This window comes from Micromonospora foliorum, from assembly GCF_022229015.1.
In the GTDB taxonomy this organism is placed as follows: Bacteria; Actinomycetota; Actinomycetes; order Mycobacteriales; family Micromonosporaceae; genus Micromonospora; species Micromonospora foliorum.
The window spans coordinates 18,618-41,109 of sequence record NZ_JAKKFF010000091.1; the positions used below are offsets into that span (position 1 = coordinate 18,618).

At 68.8% G+C, this 22,492-nt stretch carries 24 protein-coding genes; 15 read left to right on the plus strand and 9 right to left on the minus strand.

What is annotated here, in order from left to right:
• Positions 1–232: 232 nt before the first annotated feature.
• The 3 genes from PSH25_RS08530 to PSH25_RS08540 form a co-directional block, all read right to left on the minus strand.
• Entirely contained in the window at positions 233–1,777 is a 1,545-nt protein-coding gene (locus PSH25_RS08530) for an ATP-dependent nuclease (protein WP_238658474.1), read from the minus strand.
• A gap of 574 nt (positions 1,778–2,351) precedes the next feature.
• Positions 2,352–3,539, minus strand: a complete 1,188-nt coding sequence (locus PSH25_RS08535) for a helix-turn-helix domain-containing protein (protein ID WP_274527180.1) — start codon at positions 3,537–3,539, stop codon at positions 2,352–2,354.
• Complete coding sequence (locus PSH25_RS08540) at positions 3,539–3,685, minus strand: hypothetical protein (protein WP_238658476.1); 147 nt, start codon at positions 3,683–3,685, stop codon at positions 3,539–3,541. The genes PSH25_RS08535 and PSH25_RS08540 overlap by 1 nt, the downstream gene beginning before the upstream one ends.
• Before the next feature lie 198 nt (positions 3,686–3,883).
• On the opposite strand from PSH25_RS08540, the gene PSH25_RS08545 reads away from it, so the two are divergent.
• The 4 genes from PSH25_RS08545 to PSH25_RS08560 all read left to right on the plus strand — a co-directional run bounded on the left by PSH25_RS08545 (position 3,884) and on the right by PSH25_RS08560 (position 6,485).
• A complete protein-coding gene (locus PSH25_RS08545; RefSeq protein ID WP_238658477.1) occupies positions 3,884–4,732 on the plus strand; it encodes a helix-turn-helix domain-containing protein in 849 nt (282 codons plus the stop codon).
• A complete protein-coding gene (locus PSH25_RS08550) occupies positions 4,722–4,910 on the plus strand; it encodes a DUF397 domain-containing protein (RefSeq protein WP_238658478.1) in 189 nt (62 codons plus the stop codon). The genes PSH25_RS08545 and PSH25_RS08550 overlap by 11 nt, the downstream gene beginning before the upstream one ends.
• 17 nt (positions 4,911–4,927) lie before the next feature.
• Positions 4,928–5,614, plus strand: coding sequence for a cytidylate kinase family protein (locus PSH25_RS08555; RefSeq protein WP_238658479.1), 687 nt, complete (start codon positions 4,928–4,930; stop codon positions 5,612–5,614).
• 514 nt (positions 5,615–6,128) lie between these two features.
• Positions 6,129–6,485, plus strand: a complete 357-nt coding sequence (locus tag PSH25_RS08560) for a hypothetical protein (protein ID WP_238658480.1) — start codon at positions 6,129–6,131, stop codon at positions 6,483–6,485.
• Positions 6,486–6,663: 178 nt separating this feature from the next.
• Here PSH25_RS08560 and PSH25_RS08565 read toward each other — a convergent pair whose 3' ends face one another.
• The 4 genes from PSH25_RS08565 to PSH25_RS08580 all read right to left on the minus strand — a co-directional run bounded on the left by PSH25_RS08565 (position 6,664) and on the right by PSH25_RS08580 (position 9,487).
• Positions 6,664–7,116, minus strand: coding sequence for a hypothetical protein (locus PSH25_RS08565; RefSeq protein WP_238658481.1), 453 nt, complete (start codon positions 7,114–7,116; stop codon positions 6,664–6,666).
• A gap of 57 nt (positions 7,117–7,173) precedes the next feature.
• On the minus strand, positions 7,174–7,806 hold the full coding sequence (locus tag PSH25_RS08570; RefSeq protein WP_238658482.1) for a dihydrofolate reductase family protein: 633 nt from the start codon (positions 7,804–7,806) through the stop codon (positions 7,174–7,176).
• A 34-nt stretch (positions 7,807–7,840) separates the two neighbouring features.
• On the minus strand, positions 7,841–8,425 hold the full coding sequence (locus PSH25_RS08575) for a hypothetical protein (protein WP_238658483.1): 585 nt from the start codon (positions 8,423–8,425) through the stop codon (positions 7,841–7,843).
• Positions 8,426–8,515: 90 nt separating this feature from the next.
• On the minus strand, positions 8,516–9,487 hold the full coding sequence (locus tag PSH25_RS08580) for a GlxA family transcriptional regulator (RefSeq protein ID WP_238658484.1): 972 nt from the start codon (positions 9,485–9,487) through the stop codon (positions 8,516–8,518).
• Between the two features lie 125 nt (positions 9,488–9,612).
• On the opposite strand from PSH25_RS08580, the gene PSH25_RS08585 reads away from it, so the two are divergent.
• The 9 genes from PSH25_RS08585 (at position 9,613) to PSH25_RS08625 (ending at position 19,157) form a co-directional block, all read left to right on the plus strand.
• Positions 9,613–12,384 (plus strand): AfsR/SARP family transcriptional regulator, encoded by a 2,772-nt coding sequence (locus PSH25_RS08585; RefSeq protein ID WP_238658495.1) that lies wholly within the window; start codon positions 9,613–9,615, stop codon positions 12,382–12,384.
• 94 nt (positions 12,385–12,478) lie between these two features.
• Complete coding sequence (locus tag PSH25_RS08590) at positions 12,479–13,198, plus strand: hypothetical protein (protein ID WP_238658485.1); 720 nt, start codon at positions 12,479–12,481, stop codon at positions 13,196–13,198.
• 43 nt (positions 13,199–13,241) lie between these two features.
• Positions 13,242–14,126, plus strand: coding sequence for a hypothetical protein (locus PSH25_RS08595; RefSeq protein WP_238658486.1), 885 nt, complete (start codon positions 13,242–13,244; stop codon positions 14,124–14,126).
• A 93-nt stretch (positions 14,127–14,219) separates the two neighbouring features.
• Entirely contained in the window at positions 14,220–14,528 is a 309-nt protein-coding gene (locus PSH25_RS08600) for a hypothetical protein (RefSeq protein ID WP_238658487.1), read from the plus strand.
• A 358-nt stretch (positions 14,529–14,886) separates the two neighbouring features.
• Positions 14,887–15,420 carry a SigE family RNA polymerase sigma factor gene (locus tag PSH25_RS08605; RefSeq protein ID WP_238658488.1) on the plus strand — a complete coding sequence of 178 codons (534 nt, stop codon included), beginning with the start codon at positions 14,887–14,889 and terminating at the stop codon, positions 15,418–15,420.
• Positions 15,417–16,847, plus strand: coding sequence for an SRPBCC family protein (locus PSH25_RS08610; RefSeq protein WP_238658489.1), 1,431 nt, complete (start codon positions 15,417–15,419; stop codon positions 16,845–16,847). Before PSH25_RS08605 ends, PSH25_RS08610 begins: the two co-directional genes overlap by 4 nt.
• Before the next feature lie 103 nt (positions 16,848–16,950).
• The gene (locus PSH25_RS08615; protein ID WP_238658496.1) at positions 16,951–18,162 is read left to right on the plus strand and encodes an Imm21 family immunity protein; all 1,212 of its coding nucleotides are present in this window, start codon (positions 16,951–16,953) and stop codon (positions 18,160–18,162) included.
• Positions 18,163–18,627: 465 nt separating this feature from the next.
• The gene (locus PSH25_RS08620) at positions 18,628–18,903 is read left to right on the plus strand and encodes a type II toxin-antitoxin system Phd/YefM family antitoxin (protein ID WP_238658497.1); all 276 of its coding nucleotides are present in this window, start codon (positions 18,628–18,630) and stop codon (positions 18,901–18,903) included.
• Positions 18,900–19,157, plus strand: a complete 258-nt coding sequence (locus PSH25_RS08625) for a Txe/YoeB family addiction module toxin (RefSeq protein ID WP_238658490.1) — start codon at positions 18,900–18,902, stop codon at positions 19,155–19,157. The genes PSH25_RS08620 and PSH25_RS08625 overlap by 4 nt, the downstream gene beginning before the upstream one ends.
• A 40-nt stretch (positions 19,158–19,197) precedes the next feature.
• Here PSH25_RS08625 and PSH25_RS08630 read toward each other — a convergent pair whose 3' ends face one another.
• Together PSH25_RS08630 and PSH25_RS08635 are read right to left on the minus strand one after the other, a co-directional pair.
• A complete protein-coding gene (locus PSH25_RS08630) occupies positions 19,198–19,782 on the minus strand; it encodes a hypothetical protein (protein WP_238658491.1) in 585 nt (194 codons plus the stop codon).
• Between the two features lie 30 nt (positions 19,783–19,812).
• Positions 19,813–21,000, minus strand: a complete 1,188-nt coding sequence (locus PSH25_RS08635) for an NAD(P)/FAD-dependent oxidoreductase (RefSeq protein WP_238658492.1) — start codon at positions 20,998–21,000, stop codon at positions 19,813–19,815.
• 252 nt (positions 21,001–21,252) lie between these two features.
• On the opposite strand from PSH25_RS08635, the gene PSH25_RS08640 reads away from it, so the two are divergent.
• Both PSH25_RS08640 and PSH25_RS08645 read left to right on the plus strand, forming a co-directional pair.
• Positions 21,253–21,840 carry a hypothetical protein gene (locus tag PSH25_RS08640; RefSeq protein WP_238658493.1) on the plus strand — a complete coding sequence of 196 codons (588 nt, stop codon included), beginning with the start codon at positions 21,253–21,255 and terminating at the stop codon, positions 21,838–21,840.
• A gap of 86 nt (positions 21,841–21,926) precedes the next feature.
• Positions 21,927–22,492: DUF7134 domain-containing protein (locus PSH25_RS08645; protein WP_441005347.1), on the plus strand; the 566-nt coding region annotated here is incomplete at its 3' end.

The window sequence follows — 22,492 nt, forward strand, 5'->3', positions numbered from 1 at the left end:
GGTTCGAGTCCTGCCCGCCCCAGCAACCAAAGCTCCTGATCAGCTAGTCAGATCGGTCACGATGTCGACGGAGCGGGTATCAGCATCCGGGCCGCCCGCAAGCCCGGCCTCGGACCCTCCATCAGGGCGAGGCCGGGCAGCTCGGATGAGAGTATCGGCTGACCCGGTCGACGGCGCGAGTTTGCAGGCGTGGGACTGGGCGGGCTTGGTGGTGGTGAAAGACTTACGAGCCCTAGTCCTCCGTGCGGTCCACGACCTCCGAGCCTGGCAAGTCACCGGTCAATCCTTGAGCTGATCTGAGAATATCTGCTATGTGAGCTTGAGCGAGCGGTTGCCTGTGGATTCCTGCCTTTAAAGCGGCGGGCAGCCATTCCTTGCCCTTGGCGACGTCAAAGTCGTTACCTGCGAATCTTTCCAGTTCTCCGACGCTGACCGGCACTACGCCAACAGCCGACAATGCGGTTAGGAGACGTTGTGAGGCGGGGCCTGATTGCCCCTTATTGAAAGCTTGAACTCCGTACTCCTTCAGTTCGCTCCAGCGGCTCTCGCGGGCGCGGATTATTAGCGAAAGCTCCTTCTTGATATCTGAGTCGTGGAGTAGGTTCGGATCCTCCTCCAGCTTTTTATTGATGAGAAGCAGCAGCCCCTCCCGTATGTGCACCAGCGGAACACTCTCTGACGGCTGCCGGAAGGGTTGAGTCGCGATCCCGTAATCCTTGTCGAGCGGAGACCAATCTGCGCCAAGGCTGCTCAAGAGTCTCTGGATCTTACCTCTGTCGTTTAAAATATCGAGATCAGGCGTGGCAACTACCGGCACAGCTGCAGCTCTTAAGACCTCTGCCAGCCTAGGCATGCCGTCCTTGCCGTAAGAGGGAACGAATAGTACATCGCTGGGAGGTGGGATCGGGTAATCATTACTTCCAGCGCTTAACTCTGCGTGAGTGTCTAGGGCGGCCTGATAGAACCGGCAATCACGTTCCCCTTCGGCGAGGACGACGAGGCGATGGAATAGCCCATCCAGAACGTTGCTGTAATGTAGGACGGGATCAGACCACAATTCCCGTAGCTGCTCATGGGATAATTGCGAAGCACTTCCCGTATCATCTACACGATTCAACCGTATGACCGCTAGCGGTGCATCCGAGGCGACCAGCCCTCCGAGAAGGTTGCGATCATGGGTGGACAGGATGATCTGGGTCTTTGAATCTCTGGCGATCTCGCCAAGTGCCATTCCCAACGCAAAAGCCTGTGGAGGGTGAAGAAACGCCTCAGGTTCGTCAACTATTACGGTTGGATGGGAGGCGGCAATAATGGGAATTATCAGGCCTAAGAGGCTCTTCATTCCGTCGCCCTGCGCCTCAAGAAGGGGGAGCTTCGCCAGCGCTTCCCGATAAGATCGTTGACTCTGGTCTCGCGCAGGAGCAGGGATGCCAACCTTGCCGACCCTCAACTTTATTGTGGAGCTGAATTCGTCCAGAGTTAGAGTCTTTTGGAAGATTCGTTCGCATAGTCTGTTGAGCTTGCGGAGAAGTTCTACGTCGTCTTGGAAGCGATGATAGGGATGCGTTGGCGTGTCAGCTGGTTGGTCACGATGGCTGACCCCGCCTACGGCACCTAATCTGTTCTGCGCGTCCGCATAGAACACCATTGATTGTGCAACTGGGCCGAGGTTCGACGACAACGTAGCACCGGACTCCCAGGCTCGTGCGAGATTCCGAGTACTTGCTTGCCAACTGCCACCGGATACTCGGAAATAGGATTCCGATGTGCCGGTCATGGAGGGGGTGTAGGTAGCGTGCTGCATGAACCACGACAAGAAGTCATCCGCAGTGCCCTTCTGGACCGGTGTAACCCCCGAGACAACCTGAACCGGATCATGCACATTGGGACCCAAGCCCATGAGCTGATGTTGTAATTGTCGAAGGAGAGTTGATTTCCCGCTGTTGTTTCCACCGACGATGGCGGTAACCCCCGGCGTCGGGAGGTCGTATGAGAACCTCTCGTACAGCTCTACGGAGCGAACCCATACCTTTACGTTGCTTGCATTTCCCGACCCTAGCCAAGGGGGGGTGGCCGATGATTCACTGATCTGCACAACAAGCAACCTACCGTGGCGGCGAGAGGTTGTCATGCCTAGGGGGCGCCCTGCAACTGCGACAACATCGCGCATAACTGCGGAATTGTCTCTGGCAATCAAGATCGTCGGTCGCTGGCCGTTCCGGGCGCTCCGAGCGGTCGGCCGTCGCGACCGTGTACGGACCTGATCTTGGCGATCCAGGCCGGCCTTGCGCTTTGATAAGAACCAGCAATGGTCCGTCAACCACGGCGTGGATTATCGGCCTGAACAGCAGCTAGCGCCGAGTCAATCCGACGGTGGCGGCCAGGCGGGACACGTCGGCCGCACCGGGTCCGGCGCGGAACACAGCGGTCAGCGCTGCCCGGGCCATGGGGCGTATTCGTGTCTCCCAGGTGGCGATCCGGTCGGCGGCGACCAGTGCCCGGCCCGCGGCGCGCACGTCGCCGAGGTCCAGATAGGCATGAGTGATGTCGATCAGGTGGGCGGCCCGGTGTTCGGCGGGGAGCAGGTGCCAGGCGTTCCCGCTGGTGACACGTCGGTGGATGGTCACGGCCACCTGGGGGTCACCAGACCACATCGCGATCAGCACGCGGACCAACTCGACCGGTGTGGGACCGAACCCGATGCCGTCGCAGTCGTGCTGACGCTGGCCGTCGGCGAGGCGAGCCGCGCGCTCGGTGAGTTCGCCTGCCGCGCTGGCGTCGCCGCCGGCGGCGGCACCGAGCGCCGCTTCGATCAACAGGGTCCCCGTAACGCCCAACCGCCGGACCTGGGGCGGTGCCAGGTCCAGTTGGTGTACCGCGTTGACGGCGGCGGTCATCGCCAACCGGCCTCGCCCCAGGGCTCGCAGCGCCTGCGCGAGAGGGATCGCCGCAAGGCCGGCACGCCAGGGGTCACCGGAGGCGGCGGTCATGGCCCGGTCGGCGGCCAGCCAGGCGAGATTCGCCTCGCCGAGCTTGACCAGGACCTGGGCGGCGAGCCGGTACACCCGTACCAGCAAATCCGCGGTGTCTCCCGGCTGCTTGCGGCTATCGCAGAGCAGGTCGGGCAGTAGTCGCAGCACCTGGGGGTGATGACCGTTGCGGTACGCGGTCCACGCGTACCCCGCTTGGGCATCGAGCTGGGCCAACGACGGCGCTGGCTTGCCGCTGGCGGGTAGGTCGTAGCGGGCCAGCGCCGCGCGGAGCCGTTCCACGTCGCCGCCGGTGTCGGGGAGTTGCTGGCGCGGGGCCTTGCCCGCGAGCAGGACATCCGGGGCGACGCCGAGGGCTGCGGCGACCGTTTCGATCACCGAGAGCCGGTCGAGGGTACGCACCCCTCGCTCGACCTTGTCCACCCAGCTCTTCGACTTGCGGATCCGGTCGGCGAAGACTTGCTGGCTCATGCCCCGACGTGCGCGCAGCTCTGCCATCCGCCGCCCGATTGGCGGCTCGCTGCCGTTGCGACGGCCGGGCTCGGTCATCACTCCCGCTCCGGCGACGGTTGGATGGCATCGGTGGCCTCGCCGCAGCGCGGGCACCATCGCGACTTGACCCGGAAGGCGAGGAGTCCGAACAGGAACCCGGGCACCAGGCCGCCGAACACGATCGACACGACTTCGGAAACCATGCGCACGCTCGCTCTCTGACGACGCCGGGGGGTTGGGGAGGGTGCCACGCCTGTGACTCACGCTGCGGCAATCCTTCGTTGCCGACGGTCACCAGCGTTGCGCATCATGTGATGCAAGGCAAGAAGATGGCCATGATCGACACGCCGGGCACGTGAGCCAGGGCATGTAGGAATGCGAGCAGGGCGCAGAATCACGACATGCCTCGATTTACGCCCGCGACACCGCGCTCTCGGCGACTGGGCCGGGAGCTGCGCAAACTCCGCGAAGCCAAAGGTCTGACCGGCGAGGGAGTGGCGGAGAACCTCGCCTGCTCACCGTCTCGGATCAGTCGAATCGAGTCGGGCGAGATCAGACCTCGCGTCGGTGACGTCATGGAGTTGCTGGTCGCGTACGGCGTCAAGATTGACGAGGAGCCGGGAACGTCGCTGCTCGATCAGGCGCGCGGTCTGCGGGAGGACGGCTGGTGGCAGCGCCTCGGTGGCAAGTACGCCACGTACATCGCCTACGAGATCGAAGCCGTGGAACTGAAGAACTTCGAGCCGATGCTCGTGCCCGGTCTGCTCCAGACCGAGAGCTATGCCCGTGAGGTCAACGTCATCGGCCGGGAAACCGACCAGGAGACCATCGACCAGCGGGTCTCCGCCCGGATGACCCGGCAGGAGGTGCTGCGCCGGAAACCGACTCCGCTGCGGATGCACGCCATCCTCTCCGAGGCGTCCCTGCGCACCGAGGTGGGCGGCCCGGACGTGCTGCGTGAGCAACTAGATCACCTGGTCACCTTGAGTCGGCTGCCGAACGTGACGATCCAGGTGCTGCGCTTCGAGGCCGGCGCTCACCTGGCGATCAGTAGCGGATTCGCCCTGCTCAGCTTCGAGCGCGACGAGCCGCCACTGGGCTACATCGAGACCCTGGCCGGCGAGCTGTTCCTTGAGTCGAGCGGCGACCTGGCGCGGCTGTCGGCGGCGTACGACAATCTGAAGACGCTGGCGCGGTCACCTGCCGAGTCGATCACGTTCATCAAGGAGCTGAGCAAGCATGGATCGTAACGCCTGGCGCAAGTCGAGCCGTTCCGGCAACAACGGCCAGTGCGTGGAGGTGCGCGACCGGTACGTCCAGGTCGACGTCCGCGACTCCAAGGCGCCCGATGCCGGGATGTTGAGCTTCGCGCCCGCCGCCTGGGACGCGTTCGTCGACACGATCAAGACGAACACCTGCCGCCCCTGACCCGGCAGGACGGTGGCATGGTTCACGGCACGCGCGACGAGCTGATAAGGCGTTTGGCTGAGGCAGTCGAGGCCATCGCAGTCGCCCACCCGACGCGGGTTGCCGTCGACGGACCGCCCGCCGCCGGCAAGACCACTCTCGCCGACGAGTTGGCCGTCGTCCTGCGCGAGCAGGGCCGTGACGTCATCCGCGCCACGATCGACGATTTCCTCTTCCCCCGGGCCCAGCGCTATCCGCGCGGCGAGTACTCAGCCGAAGGCTGCTACCACGACGCCCACGACAACGACGCGCTGAAACGGGTCCTGCTCGATCCGCTCGGGCCGGTCGGGGATCGACGCTTCCAACCTGCCGTCTACGACCGCTACGCGGATGCTGTGGCGTCCCCGCCGGTCACGACTGCCCCGGCCGACGCCGTGCTCGTCTTCGACGGCGTCTTCCTCCTGCGCCCGGAACTGGTTGACCAATGGGAGATGAGCATCTTTGTGTCGACGGCACTGGAGAAGACAGTGGATCGTGCCCTGATCCGAGAGCGCCGGGCGTCAACTCGGGCCGACATCGAACGACGCTGGCGCGAGCGTTACATCCCCTCGCAGCAGTTCTACTTCGCTACGGCCCGCCCCACTCAGCACGCCGACATCGTCGTGCACAACGACGAGCCGCAGCGGCCGGTCTGGGAAACCCCACACCCCGACCGCAGCCGCTGAGGAGCCGCACCTATGGGTGGTCCAGGGGCGGGGCGTCCACATACTCGCCAAACGGCTCGACGGACCCATCCCAACCGTGGAGGTGCAGACGGTTTGAGGGCATCACCGTGTATCCCACGGCGCGCACCCTACAACGGTCGATGCCATCTATGGGCCCCCAGGGCTCTGCTCGCGGGTGCGCTGAATGCTGGCGACCTCGCCCTTGATTGGCAGCCAGGAGAAGGGGATGAACGCGGTGACCACGACGAGGCCCACGACCGGATGAACGGCGCCCAGCGCACGGTGGTCATCCCAGAGCCTTCCGGTGCCGCGGGTTCCCGCCGTCGCATGAGCCAAACCGGCTGGGGAGCCTGGCTGCGACGAGCAGGTGGCGGGGCTGGTGGCAGCCGCCTCGCGGACTGCGTGCTCGAATGGGTGCCACTGAGGCACGAATGGGCCGAAGTCCGCGTACACGTCCAGCGTCATGGCGGTTAGCGCCCTAGTGGACCGGGTGAACGACGCCTACCATGAGCCGATGATCGAGCAGAGTCAGCGACGCGTCCCTGTGCCGGTCGTCGCCGCCGTGATTTTGCTTCTGGGGGCCGCACTCCCGGCGTCGATGATGTTTGCGAGTGGTCCGTCTATGGCCCTCGGCTTGATAGGGGTACTTCTTCTCCTGGCGTTGGCCTACGGCCTGTGGCGCGGTAGCGGGCGGGCCCGGTTTTGGACGACCGTTTTCTCGACTGTCAGCGTGGGGTACGGCGTCGTCACGATCACCAAGGCTGGTGCGTTAGGGCTGCTGCAGATCGTTGGTGCGGCAGTCATCGTCGGCCTGTTGCTGGTACCCGCATCGTCCCGCCGGTGGTTTCACGACTTGCCGGCGGAGGGGTAGCGCCGGCCGGCCGTGCGGTCCGTGAAGCCATCGGTGCAGCCAAGCCAGCAGACCGAGCCGCGCACCGTACTTCTCCTTGAATTCACCGCCCACCAGGCCACACACTCGGCCTGAGCGTTCCGATTCGGAACGGCGGCTGCCATTCACGCGGTGGTGACGCCGCCCGGATGAGTCGGCCTCAGCCGATGTTGAGCAGCAACACCTGGTCGTCGCGAAGGTCGGAGATGCTGTCGCGCAACAGCCTCAGCGTGTCCAGACCGGCCGTGCCGCTCTCCTCGAAGTCCATCCCCATCTCCTCGAAGTGGGCGACCAACTCCTCCTCGCGGTGCTCGGCGGGGTCGAGCTGATCCAGTAACCCTGGGGCTGGAGTGATGAGCGTGGTCAGGCCGTACGCGCTGGTGATGGCCTCCGACTCGGCATTGAACTCCGACGGCTCCAGGTCGATGCCGCGCTCCTCCAGATAGGTCAGGACGTACAGCATGCAGTAGCCGGACCAGTCGTACTCCTGTCGCGTCGTGCTTCCGTGTTCCGCCAGGTACGCGCGGAACGACGACGGCGATGTGCGGGCCAGGCGGGCCAGCTCGCTGATGCTGTCCCTGGGGACCAGGGTCAAAGACGCGATCGCGGACACCACACTCTCCCTCGTTGAACTCTGCCGCTACGGCCTTCCGCCGGCTCGTCGGGCAGGCTACTGAGAGGGACTGACGAGCACTCGGTAGGTCACGTGCACGACCGTGCTTGCCGCACGCGCCGTCAGCTGTTCGAGGTTCAGCGGCGGGACACCCTCGAACAGCCGCACGCCGGCGCCGAGGGTGGCCGGGACGATGTGCAGCCGCAGCTCGTCGACCAGACCGGCGGCGAGATACTGGTTGATGGTGGTGGCACCGCCGTGGATCGAGACGTCGCCGTCACCGGCCGCCGCACGGGCCTGTGCGAGCGCCGACTCGATCCCGTCGGTGACGAAGTGGAAGGTGGTGCCGCCCTTCATCGGCTGCGGCTCGCGCGCGTGGTTGGTGAGCACGAAGACCGGGGTGTGGAACGGCGGGTCCTCGCCCCACCAGCCGTTCCACTCCCGATCCCACTCGCCACGGATCGGGCCGAACATGTTGCGCCCCATGATGACCGCGCCGACGGCGCCGATCTGGTCGACCTCGGCCCGGTTCTCCTCGCCGAAGTCGAACATCCAGGAATGCAGCCGGCCGCCCCAGCCGTCACCGCCGTCGTCACCGAACGGGCGGTCCTCGGTCTGGTTGAGCCCGGCCGAGTATCCGTCGGCCGAGATGGTCTGGTCGACGATCACCTTGCCGTTACGTGTGGTCATTGCGGACTCTCCATTGACGTGGGTGTGCCGGGTATCAGCCTATGGCCGCGATGATCAGTGCGATGCCCACGCCGACGTCGACGACCGCGCAGAACTGCGCCCACGAGCGAGTCACCACCATCCTGGCCCGGTAGTGGTAGGCGTCCCAGATGCCGTGTGCCAGGAAGCCGACACCCGCCACGGCGGTGCCCACCTGCGGTTGCGTCGCCGCGGTCAGCAGAGTGATCGCGCCGAAGAGCATCATGCCGGCGGTCTGCACCGAGAACGTCCGGGTCGGGCTGAACCGACGTCGAGTTGCCGCCCAGACCCACAACGGCACCAGTAGCAGCGTCATCCCGACCGCCGGGTCGACCGGCAACGCGAGCAGCCGTGCCAGCAGGTGCAGGCCGGTCACCACGGCGCTCAGGATGACGAATGCCAGCCACGCGGTCCACGGCCGGCCGAGGGCGTACGCCATGAGGTAGATGCCCGCCATGGTGGCCACCGCCGGCCCGAACAGCTCCGCCTGCTCGTTCACCAGAGCGATCACTGTGACCGCGCCCGCGACGACGACGAGTGCGACCGCGATCGGCCACCGGTCGGCCAGTCCCGGCCTGCGTACTGACGACTGCTCAGTCATGGCCACGATCCTGCCGGCGTCGCCGCGGTCGGCACCGCTTCGGGATCGATCGTGTCCGAATCGCTGGGGCGCTGGGCCGAAGCCCTGGCATCAACTCGTGGGAGCCGCCGCCCGCGCCGTTCGGTAGCGGGAGGGCGGCATGGCGTACCGGTCGACGAACGCCTGCCGCAGTGACTCCGGCGAGCCGAATCCGCACCGTCGCGCCACCGCCACCAGTGGCAGACCGGTCGAGGCCAGCAGTTGCGCGGCGGCCTCGGTCCGCACCCGGCGCACGTAGCGCCCCGGCGTCTGCCCGAGGTGGTCGACGAACAGTCGGGACAGGTGACGCTCGCTGACGCCGGTGAGCCGGGCCAGCGCCGCGGTGCTCAGGTCGTCGGCGAGGTGGCTCACGATGTGGTCGCTGATGTCGCGGACCATGACGTCGTCGGTGGTCCGCCGGGCCAGGAACATGCTCATCTGGGCCTGCCCGCCCGGTCGTTGCAGGTACGCCACAGTGCCCATCGCCACGCCCCGGGCCAGCGCCGCCCCGTGATCCTCCTCGATGAACGCGAGGGTCAGGTCCAGCGCGCTCGTCATGCCACCGGACGTCGCGACGGTGCCGTCCCGGACGTAGATCGGTTCGGCGTCGACCCGTACGTCGGGAAACCGCTCCGCCAGCCGGTGGGCGTACATCCAGTGCGTGGTGGCCCGCCGGCCGTTGAGCAGACCGGCCTCGGCCAGCACCGTCGACCCGGTGCAGACCGACGCGACCCGCTCCGCCAGACCGGCCAGCCGCCGGACGTGGCCGACGAGGTGCCTGCTCGCCGCCGCCCGCTCATGCCCACGGCCGCCGGTCACCAGCAGCGTGTGCACCGGCCCGGTGAACCGTTCCAGACTCGCCTCGCCCGCCAGTCGCAACCCGGAGTCGCAGGTGATGTCCCGCTGACCGGGGGTGGCCAGGACGATCCGGTACGGCGGCGCGGCGCCGATCCGGTTGGCGATGTCGAGACTGGACGTGACGCAGGCGATGTCGAGCAGCTCGGCCCCGTCGTACCCGACGACGAGGATCACCCGTTCGCGCATTCCCACAGCTTAACTACCCCCAGGGGGTATTGATAGGGCCGAACGCCCGGGGGGCCGCCGCATCGTGTCCAGATCGCGACGAACAGATCGAGCTTGCCGGACTGGAGATTTAGCCTGATTCGGTGATGTCAATGGCTGGCACGGGCGTACGCGTCAGGCTGCTCGGGCCGGTGGAGGTGGTCGTCGCCGGCAGAACACAGGCGGTGAACGGCCTGCGCCGCAAGGCGGTACTGGCGACGTTGGCGCTGAACGTGGGCCGGGTGGTCAGCGTCGACCGGCTCATCGACGTGGTCTGGGGCGACCAGCTACCGGCCACCGCGGCGAACACGTTGCAGCGCCACGTCTCCTACCTGCGTGGGGTGCTCGGCGAGCCCGGATCGATCGTGGCGCGCCAGCCCGGTTATCTGCTCGACACCGGGCCGGACTCCACCGATGTCCAGGCCGCCGAGCGTCTCATCGAGCTGGCCCGGCGCTCGACGGACCGGAACGAGCAGGTGAAGCACCTGACGGCCGCGATGGCACTGTGGCGGGGTCCACCGCTGGCCGACGTGGCCGGGTCTGCCTGGCTTGAGGAACAGGCGGAACACCTGGCACGGCTGCGGTTGGAGGCCGAACGGTCGCTCGCCGAGGCCCGGTTGTCCGTCGGGGAGCACGCCGGGCTGATCCCTGGGTTGGAACGGCTCGTCCGACAGCACCCCCTCGACGAGCACCTGCACGCGCAGCTGATGCTCGCCCTGTACCGCGACGGCCGACAGGGCGAGGCGGTCGCCACGTACCGGCGGCTGCGCGACAGCCTGCGGGAGAACCTCGGCATCGACCCGGGTCCGCGGCTACGGGACCTGGAGTGCGCCATCCTCCGCCAGGACACCGCGCTCGCCGCACCTGCCCCGGCTGCGGCGGCACCGGTGGCGGCGCAACTGCCTCCTCCCGTACCCACGTTCACCGGACGCGACGCGCAGCTCGCCGCCCTCGACGCGCTCGTCGACCGGGGCGGCGCCGTCGTGGTGTCCGGGACCGCGGGCGTCGGCAAGACCGCGCTCGCCGTGCACTGGGCGCACCGCGCGGCCGCGCGCTTCCCCGACGGGCAGCTCTACGTCAACCTGCGCGGCTTCGACCCGGCGGCCACACCGACCGAACCGGCGCGGGCGCTGCGCGGATTCCTGGAGGCGCTCGGCGTTCCGGTGGCACGGATGCCCAGCGACCCGGACACGATGGTGAGCCTGTACCGCACGACGGTGGCGGGCAAGCGTCTGCTGGTGCTGCTGGACAACGCGCGCGACGCGGAACAGGTCCGGCCGCTGCTGCCCGGCTCACCGGACTGCCTCGTGATCGTCACCAGCCGCGACCAGCTCATCCCGCTGGTCGTCACCGAGAGCGCCCAACCGGTGCCCCTCGACCTGCTGAGCCCCGGCGAGGCCCGCGACATGCTGGTCCGCCGGCTCGGGGAGCGTCAGGTCGCCGCCGAACCCGCGGCGGCCGACACCATCGCCGACCGCTGCGCGCGGCTGCCCATCGCCCTGGCCATCGTGGCCGCCAGAGCCGCCACCAACCGGCACTTCTCGTTGGCCGCCGTCGCCGGCGAACTGGGTGACCTGGACGCCTTCCACGCCGGCGACGAGGCCACCGACGTACGCGCGGTCTTCTCCTGGTCGTGCCGGACGCTCAGCCCACCCGCGGCCCGGCTGTTCCGGCTGCTGAGCCTGCACCCCGGCCCGGACGTCTCCGCCCCGGCCGTGGCCAGCCTGGCCGGCGTCGACGGGCAGGCGATCGGCCAACTGCTCACCGAGCTGACCCGGGCGAACCTCTTCACCGAGCACACGTATGGGCGCTACGCGTTCCACGACCTGCTGCGCGCGTACGCCGCCAGTCTCTCCGACGAGACCGAGCCGCCGGCCGAGCGTCGCGACGCCGTGCACCGGCTGCTCGACCACTGCCTGCACACCGCCCACGCCGCCGACCTCGCACTGCACCCGCACTTCAGCGCGATCAGCCTCCCGCCAGCCCCGGCGGGCGTGACACCGGAACCCCCCAGGAGCCGGTCGGCCGCCGCAGCCTGGTTCAGCACCGAGATACCCGTCCTGCTGGCCGCGGTACCGCTTGCGGCGCGGTCCGGGTTCGAGGGGCACGCCTGGCGGCTCGCCTGGACCATGGCCGGCTTCCTGCACCGGCAGGGGCACTGGCAGGACTGGCTCGGCACGCAGCGGATCGCCCTGGCCGCCGCCTCCCGCATCGGGGATCAGGCAGGGCAGGGCCATGCGCACCGCAGCCTCGGCCTCGCCTGCTCCCGCCTCCGACGGTACGACGAGGCCGACGACCACCTGCGGCGCGCGCTCGACCTGTTCACCGACGTCGGCGACGACGCCGGCCGGGCACACACCTGCCTGAACCTCGGCCAACTGGCCGAGCGGCAGGGGCAGCACCAGCAGGCACTGCGCCATTCCCGGCAGGCGCTGGCCCTGTTCCGGGGGACCGGGAACCGGGCCGGGCAGGGGTACACCCTCAACGCGGTCGGTTGGCAGGAAGCGCTGCTCGGCAACTACCACGGTGCCCTCGAGTCGTGCGGCGAGGCGCTGCGGATGTTGCAGGAGGTGGACGACGTTCAGGGGCAGGCCGACACCTGGGACAGCCTCGGCCACGCCCATCACCAACTCGGCGACGACCGGCGGGCGATTGCCTGCTACGAGCACGCCCTCGAACTCTTCACGCAGGTCAACGACCGGTACGCCGAAGCGAGCACGTACGTCAATCTCGGCGGTAGCCACCGGGCGCTCGGCGACCTCGGCGCCACCCGTGCCGCGTGGCGGCGAGCCCTGACCATCCTCGACGAGCTCGGCGATGCCGACGCCGACTCGGTCCGCGCCGACCTCGAACAGCTCGACGCCACGCGGCTGCGCTGACGTACCCCGCTTTCCGCGCCGTTTCCGGGCCGCTTCAGCGCGGCCCGGCACTCTTCGGACACCAGTTTCTTTCGTACCAGGAATGGAGCGTTCGATGAGTCGTTTGGCACACCGCTTCGCGGTGATCGGGGTGGTCAGCGGGACGGTGCTGGCCATGTCCTCCTCCGCCGTGGCCCAGACCGACAAGCCGCCGCAGAAGGGCGCCGACTGCGTGGTCCAGCACGTCGACGAGCGCGGCGAGATCGTCCGAACCGAGACTGCCCCCGAAGGTCGGGAGTACGGCCAGTTCCGCTGCGTTGCCGGGCAGTGGACGTTCGCCTGGGCGCCGTTCGAGGCGGACGACATGATCACGGCTGACGAGATCCAGATCGACCCGGCGGGCGCGGTCTCGGTCCGGCGGTTCACCGGCCCCGCGCTCGGCAACGACCTCACGGTGGGCGAGATGACCGGCATCGCCCAGGCCGTCAGCGGCAGCCGAGAGGTGCTGATCGACCGCGCGATCGTGGCGGTCGACGACGGCAAGGAGCGGACCCCGGAGCAGGTCGAGGCGCTGCTGGCCGGCAAGGACACCACCGGGGTACGGGTGCTGGACATCATCGAGAAACCCAATGCCGCCATGTCGGCGAAGGACGTCATCGACGAGGCCGGCGGCACACCCGAGTCGACGGTCGTCTACTTCAGCCTCTGGGGCGCGATCAAGTCGGTGTTCGCCTGGATCGTGGACACGATCGGCGAGATCGGTGAGTGGATCGACGACCACTGCGACCTGGGATCCCCCAACGACTTCGGCGACATCGTCACGTGTCGCTGGTAGCCCGTCCCACCCCGCCGACACCGATCACCGAGATGAGGACAGGATGACAACTCTGCGGGCCATCACCAGGCGCGCCACCATCGTCACGACCGCCCTGATCGTCGGGCTGACCGCTTCGTACGCCCCGTCACACGCCGCCGAGGGTGAGGCCCGGACGACGATCACCGACCACCCCGGTGCCCCGGGGACGATGCTTCGACAGTTCGAGGACCTCACCGGCCGGCCCGTCGGCGACCTGGACACGGTGCTGGCCGTCGACACCGGCGGCCGGAACCTCACCAGCGAGGAACTCGAAGCGCTCGCCGCCGGCAAGGAGGTCGACGGGGTCAAGGTCGTCGGCACGATCCCGGGCAGCCGGGACGTCCTCAGCACCACCATGGCCGACCTCGCCGACGGGGCGTACGACGGCAGGGGCGACAGCGGGACAGCGACCTCCCTGCTCTTCGCCTCGTCCACCCCCGACGGCCGGGAGTGGTGCCTGACCATGTGTGTCGCCTCGGGCAAGTCCATCTGGGAATGCCTGCTGTCGCGCCGGACGGGCGACGCGATCCTCACCCTCGACCTCGCCGGCGCCACCACGGTGGGTGAGACGAAGGCTGCCTTCGAGAAGGCCAATGGCGTCGCCGTCGACGGCCCGTACACGGTGGAGACGCTGGTCGGCGATCGTGAGCCCTCGGCGGACGAGGTCAAGACGCTCCTCGACGGCAAGGACATCGAGTCGCTGCGCCGGGTGGCGACCGTGGACGGGCCGGACCCCGGGTGGGCGCTGGCCGACATCGCCGAGAAGTCCGGCGTGGTGTACGCGAAGACCAGGGGCCACCTCTTCACCCTCAACCTGCCGATCCTCGGCAAGATCCTCGTGTTCTGCGTCTCGCAGGACGGCGGGAAGACCTGGAAATGCTCGGCCCGCCAGTGGGGCGGGTTCTGACGGGTAGACCGCCGACGGTCCCGCTCCGCATCGACCTCCCCGGTCGACGCAGAGCGGGACTCCGCGCTTGAGTGAGCCGCTGATACTCGCAACATGACCAGCAACGACCCTCGCGTCCCGTGGCCGCCTCGCGCGTCCCACCCGGCAGACAGTTCGGCACTGCCGCTCTACATGGTTTTCTTCTTTCTCCTGGGCCTCGTCAGCTTCGCGATCTATGGACTGAGCGACGGCCAGGGAGCGCTCGTTCTCGCGAGCATCATCTCGGGAGTGTCCTTCGCGTGCTTCCTGATCCTCTTCGCGATCTACTGGATCGGATACCTGCTCAGAGGACACGCCATCTGGTTGGCCGAGCAGCAGGCTGGGTCTGGTGGGCCGTCCGTGGATCAACAGTCAGAGGCTTGAGCACGTTTCGAGTCATGCGTTGTGCTCTGAATCGTGTGACGCTCCTGGCGTGGCGAGGAGGAGCGAACGGACCTGGTTCCGGATGACTCGGAGGCAGCGAGCCATCTTCGTCGTCGGTGCCTGCGTCGCGCTGGTAGGGCTGGTGGTGGCGCTGACGGTGCACACCGCGGTCGGGTCAATCATCATGGGGGTCGCAACGTTCACCATGATCGGTGCCCAGATATTCGCTCCGCCCGGATAGCCACTCGCGACCCGGATCTGTCCGGCGCGCGATCCTGCACTCAACCCCGGAGGCCGCCGGTGGCGTCTCACTCTGCGTCCGCACTCAGACGCGAGGTGGACGCGACCTGGAGGTGGCGTGAGTCGGCACGAGGACGACGAAGAGTTTCGGCTGTTCGTCCAACGACAGTGGAGATCGCTGCTCCGAACGGCCTACCTGCTGACCGGTGACCGGGGGACAGCCGAGGACCTGACGCAGTCGGCGTTGGAGAAGACCCATCGGCGCTGGGGTCGGGTGCTGCGCAGGGACGCGCCCGAGGTCTACGTACGCCGGGCGATGGTGAACACGGCGATCTCCTGGCGGCGTCGACGGCGGCCGTTGGAGGTGCCGCTGCTGACCGCCGACAGCCAGCCGACGCATGACGCGTACGTGCAGGTGGAGCAGCGGCAACTACTCCTCGCCGCGTTGCGGCGATTACCGCCCAGGACGCAGGCGGTGCTGGTGCTGCGCTACTTCGAGGATCTCAGCGAGGCGGACACCGCCAAGGTTCTCGGCTGCTCCGTCGGCGCGGTGAAGAGCCAGGCGTCGCGCGGGTTGGCCCGGCTGCGGAGCGACTTCGCCGCCCCACCCGCCGCTCAGTCCCCGGTACGGCTCGAGGAGGAACTGGCATGACCGGAAGCTTCGCCAATTCGACGCTCAGTCCCGCGCTGCGGCAGGCCGCGCACGGCGTTGACGTACCCGAGGACCCCTGGCCCGGGTTCGCCCGCCGTGAGCGACGGCACCAGCGGACGCGGCTGGTCCGCACGGCGTTGGCCGCCGCGGTCGGGGTCGCGCTCGTCGGGGTCCAGACCAACGTGGTTCCGCTGCCCGGATGGGCACCGGGCATCGCGGTCGCCGCCACTCCGACGGCGCTGCTCGACGCGCCACCGCGGGGCACGCTGGCCGAGGATCGGGCCTGGCTGGACGCGCTCCGGACGCGGATCAGCGCCGATCCGCCGGTGAGAATCGACGCCCCGGTGGGTGCCTGGAAGGTCGGCGACCGTGACCGGATCCGGCTGATCTACGGCAGTGACCAGCCGGGCCACCGGGTCGCGCTGGTCGCGGTGCCGCTGCGGTTCGGCCTGCTGACCAGGGAGGCACTGGTCTGGTACGTGGGTCCGGCCGGAGCCGGTGCCCAGCAGATGCGGTACGGCGGCCACAGCGAGGGTGACGACGACCCGGTGATGACGCTGATGCAGGCCTACCCCGACCGGGCCGGGTTCGCGGTCGCCGTCGGTCCTCCCGATTCCACGGTGACGATCAGTGGCGCCCCCCGATACACGTCAAGGGGGACGGTGGAGTACCAGGACATCGCCAGGGCGGACGGCGGCGGGGTCGGCTTCGCCGTGCTGCCTCCCGAACCCCTGCCGCACGAACCCGTCGTCCGGGTCAGCCGCGGCGACCGGGTGTACTTCCAGGGCGGTCTGGGCGGTGGCCCGTACGCCGGGCTCGACCCGACCGGGCCAGAGATGGACGCCCTGCTTACCGGCGCTCGCCGACCCGCCCGAGGTACGCCGATCGACGACGCCAACCTCCGCAACGTCGTCCATACGGCACTCCAGGACAGCCACCTCCCGGCCGCCGGCACGACCGTACGGGTGCGGTGGTCGGGTAGCGGGAACGGCCAGGCCGCCGCGCTGCTCACCGTGCAGCCGGCCGGCGGTGGAGTGATCGCGTACGCCATGCACGGCGACGATCGGACCGGCTGGTGGATCGACCTGCGGCTGCTGTTGCCGGCCGAGGGCGCCGACCAGCGACCGATCGGCTGGCGGGTCCGGACCGAGGACGGCGCCCGGCCCCCCACGGGCGAGGTGCGGGTGATCGCCCCGCCGGACGCGACCCGCGTCACGGTGACGGTCGGAGGCGCACCCCCGGCCACGGTCGCCCTCGACGCGTCGAACGCCGGCACCACCCGGGTACCGCCGGACCAGCCGGCCACTCTCACCGCGTACTCCAGAACCGGCGGTGTCCTCGGGACCACCCCGTTGCCGCCGGTGGAAACGGACCGCGACGCGGGAGGTCTGCCGGGCGACAGCCCGGCCACCCGGGTGACACCCTGACGCAGCGACGAGCGGGCCGAGCCGTCCGAGGACGGCTCGGCCCGCGGTCTCTAGGATCGACAGCCTTGGCGGCGAAGACGGTCTGCGGGAGCGCGTGGTGACAATGGAGGCAGAACCGCCAGCCGACCGGCTCGCCGACATCGTCGAGCGGGCCGAAGCCGTACTCGTCGACTTCGACGGTCCGATCTGCCGCCTGTTCGGCAGCAGGGCCGCGCCGCGCATCGCCGCCGACCTGCGTCAGCTGATCCTCAGCCGGGGCGTCGTCCTGCCCGATGAGCTGCGCGACGGAAACGACCCGCTGGAGCTGTTCCGCGCGACCGCTGTTTTCGCGCCCGAACTGGTCGGTGTCGTCGGTGCGGCCCTGGCGGCGGCGGAGGTCGAGGCGGCGGCGTTCGCGGAGACCACGATCGGAGCCTTCGACCTGGTCGCCGCGTGCCTGGCGACCGGGCGCCCCCTCGCCATCGTCAGCAACAACTCCGCCGCAGCCATCGGCGCCTATCTCGACCGCCGCGACCGGGCCCGCTACTTCGCCGCCGTCATCGGCCGAGGCGAGCATCCCGACCTGCTGAAACCCAACCCGGTGCCGGTTGCGCAGGCCCTGCAGGCGCTGAGGGTCGCACCCGATGCCGCCGTCCTGGTCGGTGACTCGATCACCGACATCGCCGCCGCCCGAGCAGCCGGTGTCGCCTGCGTCGGGTACGCCAACAAACCCGGCAAGGCCGAACGCCTCGCCGCCGCCGGTGCCGACGCGATCGTCACCGACATGACCGACCTGGCCGGCGTCCTCGCTCGTACGCGCAGGCCGGTCAGCCAACTGCCGTGGGTCGATTCGGGCGGCGGGCCGCTCATCGTCGTGCCGACGACGGCGCTCGCCGAGTGGAAGGGCGCGTCGGACGACGACGATGACTCCTGGGGTGACTACGACCGGGCCTGCGACGTCGACGGTTACGTGGGGGTGCTTGATGTCGGTGCCGACCAGGCGCTCGTCCTGGCCGACGAACCGGCCTCCACCACGTACCTCCCGGACCGGCGGATCTTCGTGCGGTGGCTCTACGCCGTCTCCGAGGCAGAGGTCGTCCGCCTCGTTCCCCGGGCGGTCGAGATCGCCGACTGGGAAGACGCGGGCACGTGGACGACCAGCGGGCCAGCCGAGCTGTTCGACTCCGGCTACACCGGCGACGGGCTGGAGCACACCACCCACCTCACGGTCGACGTGGCTGCTGGCACGTACCTGATCCGAACTGCCTCTGTGCAGCCCGCCGAGAGGACGGCGCTGATGCTGGTCCACCTGGTCGAGCAGGCGCCGCCGGTCTGAGTGGCCCGAACAACTCCGGACAGCCCTGTGAGCAGCCCGGACAGGGCGCGTCTGTTCGGAACAGGCATCGACCGTAGTGGACGCTGAGTTGGCGCCAATACGCTGATGTCCGGTCACCCAGGACGCTGGCCAGCAGGAATGGGTGACGACAGTGGGGGCCTCCAACGATCCGTCAGCGCTGCCGCCTGTTCAGACGGCAGCACACACCCTTGAGAGGGAGACTTCATGCGAATCCGTCGTGTCATCTACGCAACGGCCCTCGGGGCCATCCTGGCGATCACCTGGATGGCCGCGCCAGCTCAAGCCGGTTGGGGCCACGGCGGGTAATCGGCTCCGGGCGAGTGCGGGCGGGCGGGAAGCTCCCAGCGGGACTCCGGCCCGCCCGACAACGCCACGCGGCCGGACTTCTGTCGCGTCGTACCGTCGGGTTGAGGTACAGTTTTCTGTACCCACCCGGAGGTGATCATGCGAACGGTGAATTTCACCCAGCTTCGGCAAAACCTGGCGGCCGAACTCGACAGCGTCATCAACGACGCGGAGGAGGTGGTGGTGACCCGGTCAGGCCACGAGCCGGTGGTGATCGTGCCGCTCGCCGAGTACGAGTCGATGAAGGAAACCGAATACCTCCTGCGGAGCCCGAGCAACGCCGCGGCCCTGCGTCGATCGATCGCAGAACTGGAGGGCGATGATGCGGCCGAGCGTGACCTGATCGACCCGGCAACTGTGCGAGACGTCGCATGAGGTTGGTCTTCACCGTGACTGCGTGGAGCCAGTACCTCAGTCACACGGACCGTAAGTTGGTCAAACGCATCAACGACCTCATCGCGGACGTAATGCGCAACGGGTACGAGGGCATCGGAAAACCCGAGCCCCTTCGGGGAGAGCTGTCCGGGTTCTGGTCCCGCCGGATCGATCGTGAACACCGGCTGGTGTATCGGGTCACCAAGGACGACGTCGAGATCATCGCTTGCCGGTATCACTACGGGGACAGCTAGCAGTGCTCCGGGCTCGCAGGCAAGCCGCTCAACCGTCCGGCTACGAGTCGAGCCGGGGCTCACACATGCCCAAGGCGTCCTCCTGCCAGGCGCTTCCGACGAGAGCGACCGGGTAGCGCGCCTCTCTGAGCCGCTTGTCCTCGGTCTCGACGGAGAGCCGCACCGACAGCGGCTCCGGCTGGAACGCGGTCGAGCACTCCAGTTGCAGATCGACGAGGATCTGGCCGGTGCCACCCGGGCGTACCAGCCGGGCCAGACCCGTACCGTGTACCTGGACGCCCGGCCCTTCTGCCTGAACCGCGCGGATCGTGATCGGCGCGGGGCCGGCGTTGATCAGTGTCAGCTGCCCGTTCAGTCGGACGGTTCCCCTGGAGTTCGAGCCTCCCGAATAGCCCGACTCGGGTAGGGCCACGAGAGCGACCATGGTGGACCGTTCGCGCTGGGCGCGAGAGTCTCGCAGTTCGCCGACACCGATGCCGCCGAGCACCACACCGATCACGAAGGCGGCGACGAGTTGAAGGAGCACCGTCCGTTTGTTCGCGACGTTCCCCTGGGTGATGCCGCTCCGGTCAGCCGGCTCATCACCGTGTTGGTCGAGGTCGATCACCACATGCTCCGCCGCCATTGCGACAGCCTAGGGCTGGCGCAGCTCCGGTCAGGACGCGGCCGTGCGGATCTCCGTTCGGGTCGGGACGACGCGGTGGCGGCGGACCGGGTACAGGACCGGGTGCGCGATGCTCCAGGCGGCGCCCGTGCAGACGAACTCCTTGTACCGGGCCGCCAGCTTTCCGGTGAGGAGCGCCGGCCTGGCCCGGTCGTCGGCGGTCACGTACTGGATGATGCCGTCGCGGCGGCCGAGGCTGATGCACTGGTTGAAGTAGCGCAGCGGGGCCTTCGGGAACTTCGCCCGGCCGGTCAGGCGTGCGGCGATGGCGTCGGCGGCCTGCCAGGCCATCGGGATGCCCGAGGCGCAGGACATCCGCAGTGGTTTGCCGCCCGGCCCTTCGGCGATCGCGGCGTCGCCCACCGCGTACACCTCGGGGTGTGAGACCGACCGCATCGAGGCGTCGACGATGATCTGCCCGGTCTCCGCGACCGCCAGGGTCGTGGCGGCGGCGATGGGGTGCACGGCGAAGCCGGTCGTCCATACGGTCACCTCAGCGGGGATCTGCCGGCCGTCGTGGGTGACCGCACCGGCCGCCTCGACCCGCGCGATGTCGGTGTGCTCGTGGACGGTGATGCCGAGCCGGTCGCAGACGCCGCGCAGGTGCTGCTGCGCCTTACCGTTGAGCCAGTCGCCGAGACCGCCGCGGGCGGCGAGCGCGACGTCGAGGTCCGGCCGGGCCTCCGCGATCTCGGTGACCGCTTCGAGGCCGGTGAGGCCCCCGCCGACGACGAGCACGGTCCCGCCGGCCGCGAGGTGGGCGAGGCGGTCGCGCAACCGCAGCGCCGAGGGCCGGCCGGCGATGTCGTACGCGTGCTCGGCGACCCCGGGGACGCCATGGTCCGCGGCGGCGCTGCCGAGGGCGTAGACGAGCGTGTCGTACGCGATCTCGTCGGTGCCGTGGTCGTCGGTGAGCGCGACGGTCCGGCGGTCGGCGTCGACGGCGGTGACCCGCGCCAGTCGAGGCTTGACGCCGGTGCCGGCGTAGACCTCGCTCAGCGGGCGGCGTTTGAGGTCCTGTCCGGTGGCGAGTTGGTGCATGCGGACCCGCTCGACGAAGTCCGCGTCGGCGTTGACGAGGGTGATCTCGGTGTCGTCGGTGTGCAGCCGCTTGGCGAGGCGCCCGGCGGCCATGGCTCCGGCGTACCCCGCTCCGAGGACGACGATGCGGTGCTTCATGGTGGCACTCCTGTCTCGGTGGTGGTCGCTTCCTGAACCGGACAGCGACGCGATTCCTGACAGGGCCGGGCTATGACCTGGGTCACCAGGCGTTGATCTCCACTCGCCCGTGCGAGGGAGAGGCTCATGCGTGCGGGGGAGGTGCCGGGCGGCGGCAAGATCGCCGGGCGGAGCGATGTCCGAACGACGGCGAAACGGCAGGCTCAATCACGTCGAACAACCGACGTGAACGCCTCCCAAGGAGTCACCACGATGCAGTTTCGCCCCGCATTCATCGCCGCCCCCGTCCTGGTCATGGGCTACGGCATCGTCCGTCTGATCGACGGCCTGGACGGTGTTCGCGGCCCCGGCCCGGCCTGGACCATCGGCCACCTCGCGTTCCTCGGCGCGCTCGTCGCGTTCATCTCGGTGTTCTGGCAGATGCGCGGGATGGCTGGCGGCCGGACCCTCGCGACGGTGAGCGCCACGGCCGGCACCGTCGGGGCGCTGGCGCTGATCACCCAGTTCTCGATCGACCTCGTCGCCGGCTTTCTGGCCACCGACAACTACGGCATGAGCATGATCATTCACGACGTGCGCACCCTGCCCGGCATCTCGCAGCTGGCCTACGACTTCGGGCCCTACGCCTTCTATCTCGGCCAGCTCGTGCTGGTCGTCCTGCTCGCCGTGCAGCGCCGGGTCAAGCTGTGGACGCCGGTCCTGGTGCTGGCCGACCTCGCCACGCCGTTCATCGACAAGGACCTGATCCCGCTGGGCTCGGCCCTGCTGCTGGTCTCCTTCCTCCCGCTGGCCCGGGGCGCGGTCGCCGCCCCGACGCAGCCGGCGCCCGCTCTCGCCTGAGTGACGAGTCCCGAACCGGTCCCCCCACCACCGGGGGGATCGGGTGCCCATGGGGAAGGAGGTCAGGGGCTGTGAATACTGTCGCGATGTCGCTCGCCCGCCTCGTGCGTACCACCAACCCGTACGTGGTGGACGCGGCGATCACCGTGTTCGTCCTGATCGCGGTGTCACTGCCGTTCGTGCTTCCCCGACCGGGTGGCGAGCCGGGGCCGCTGGCCTACCTGCTGACCGCCGGTACCGCGATCCCGTTGATCTGGCGCAGGCGGGTGCCGCTCACCGTCCTGCTGGTGGTGGCACTGGCCACGATCGCCGGCAAGGCCGCGGACGCGCCGGGGCAGCCGCTGGCGTACGGCGGGCTGGTCGCCCTCTACACGGTCGCCGCACTCGGTGGTCGTCGGCAGCGCTGGGCGGCACTCGCCGCGACCTTCCCGGGGGTGGCCGCGGGGGTGGCGTTCAACACCAACCGCGTCAGCGAGTACTCCTACACCTTCCTGGTCTTCTTCACCGCGTACGTGCTGGGTCGGCTCAGCGCCGCCCGGCAGGAGCGCGCGACCGCCCTGGAGGACCGGGCGCTGCGAGCCGAACGTGAGCGCGAGTTCGAGGCCGACCGGGCCGCCGTCCGCGAGCGGGCCCGGATCGCCCGGGAGATGCA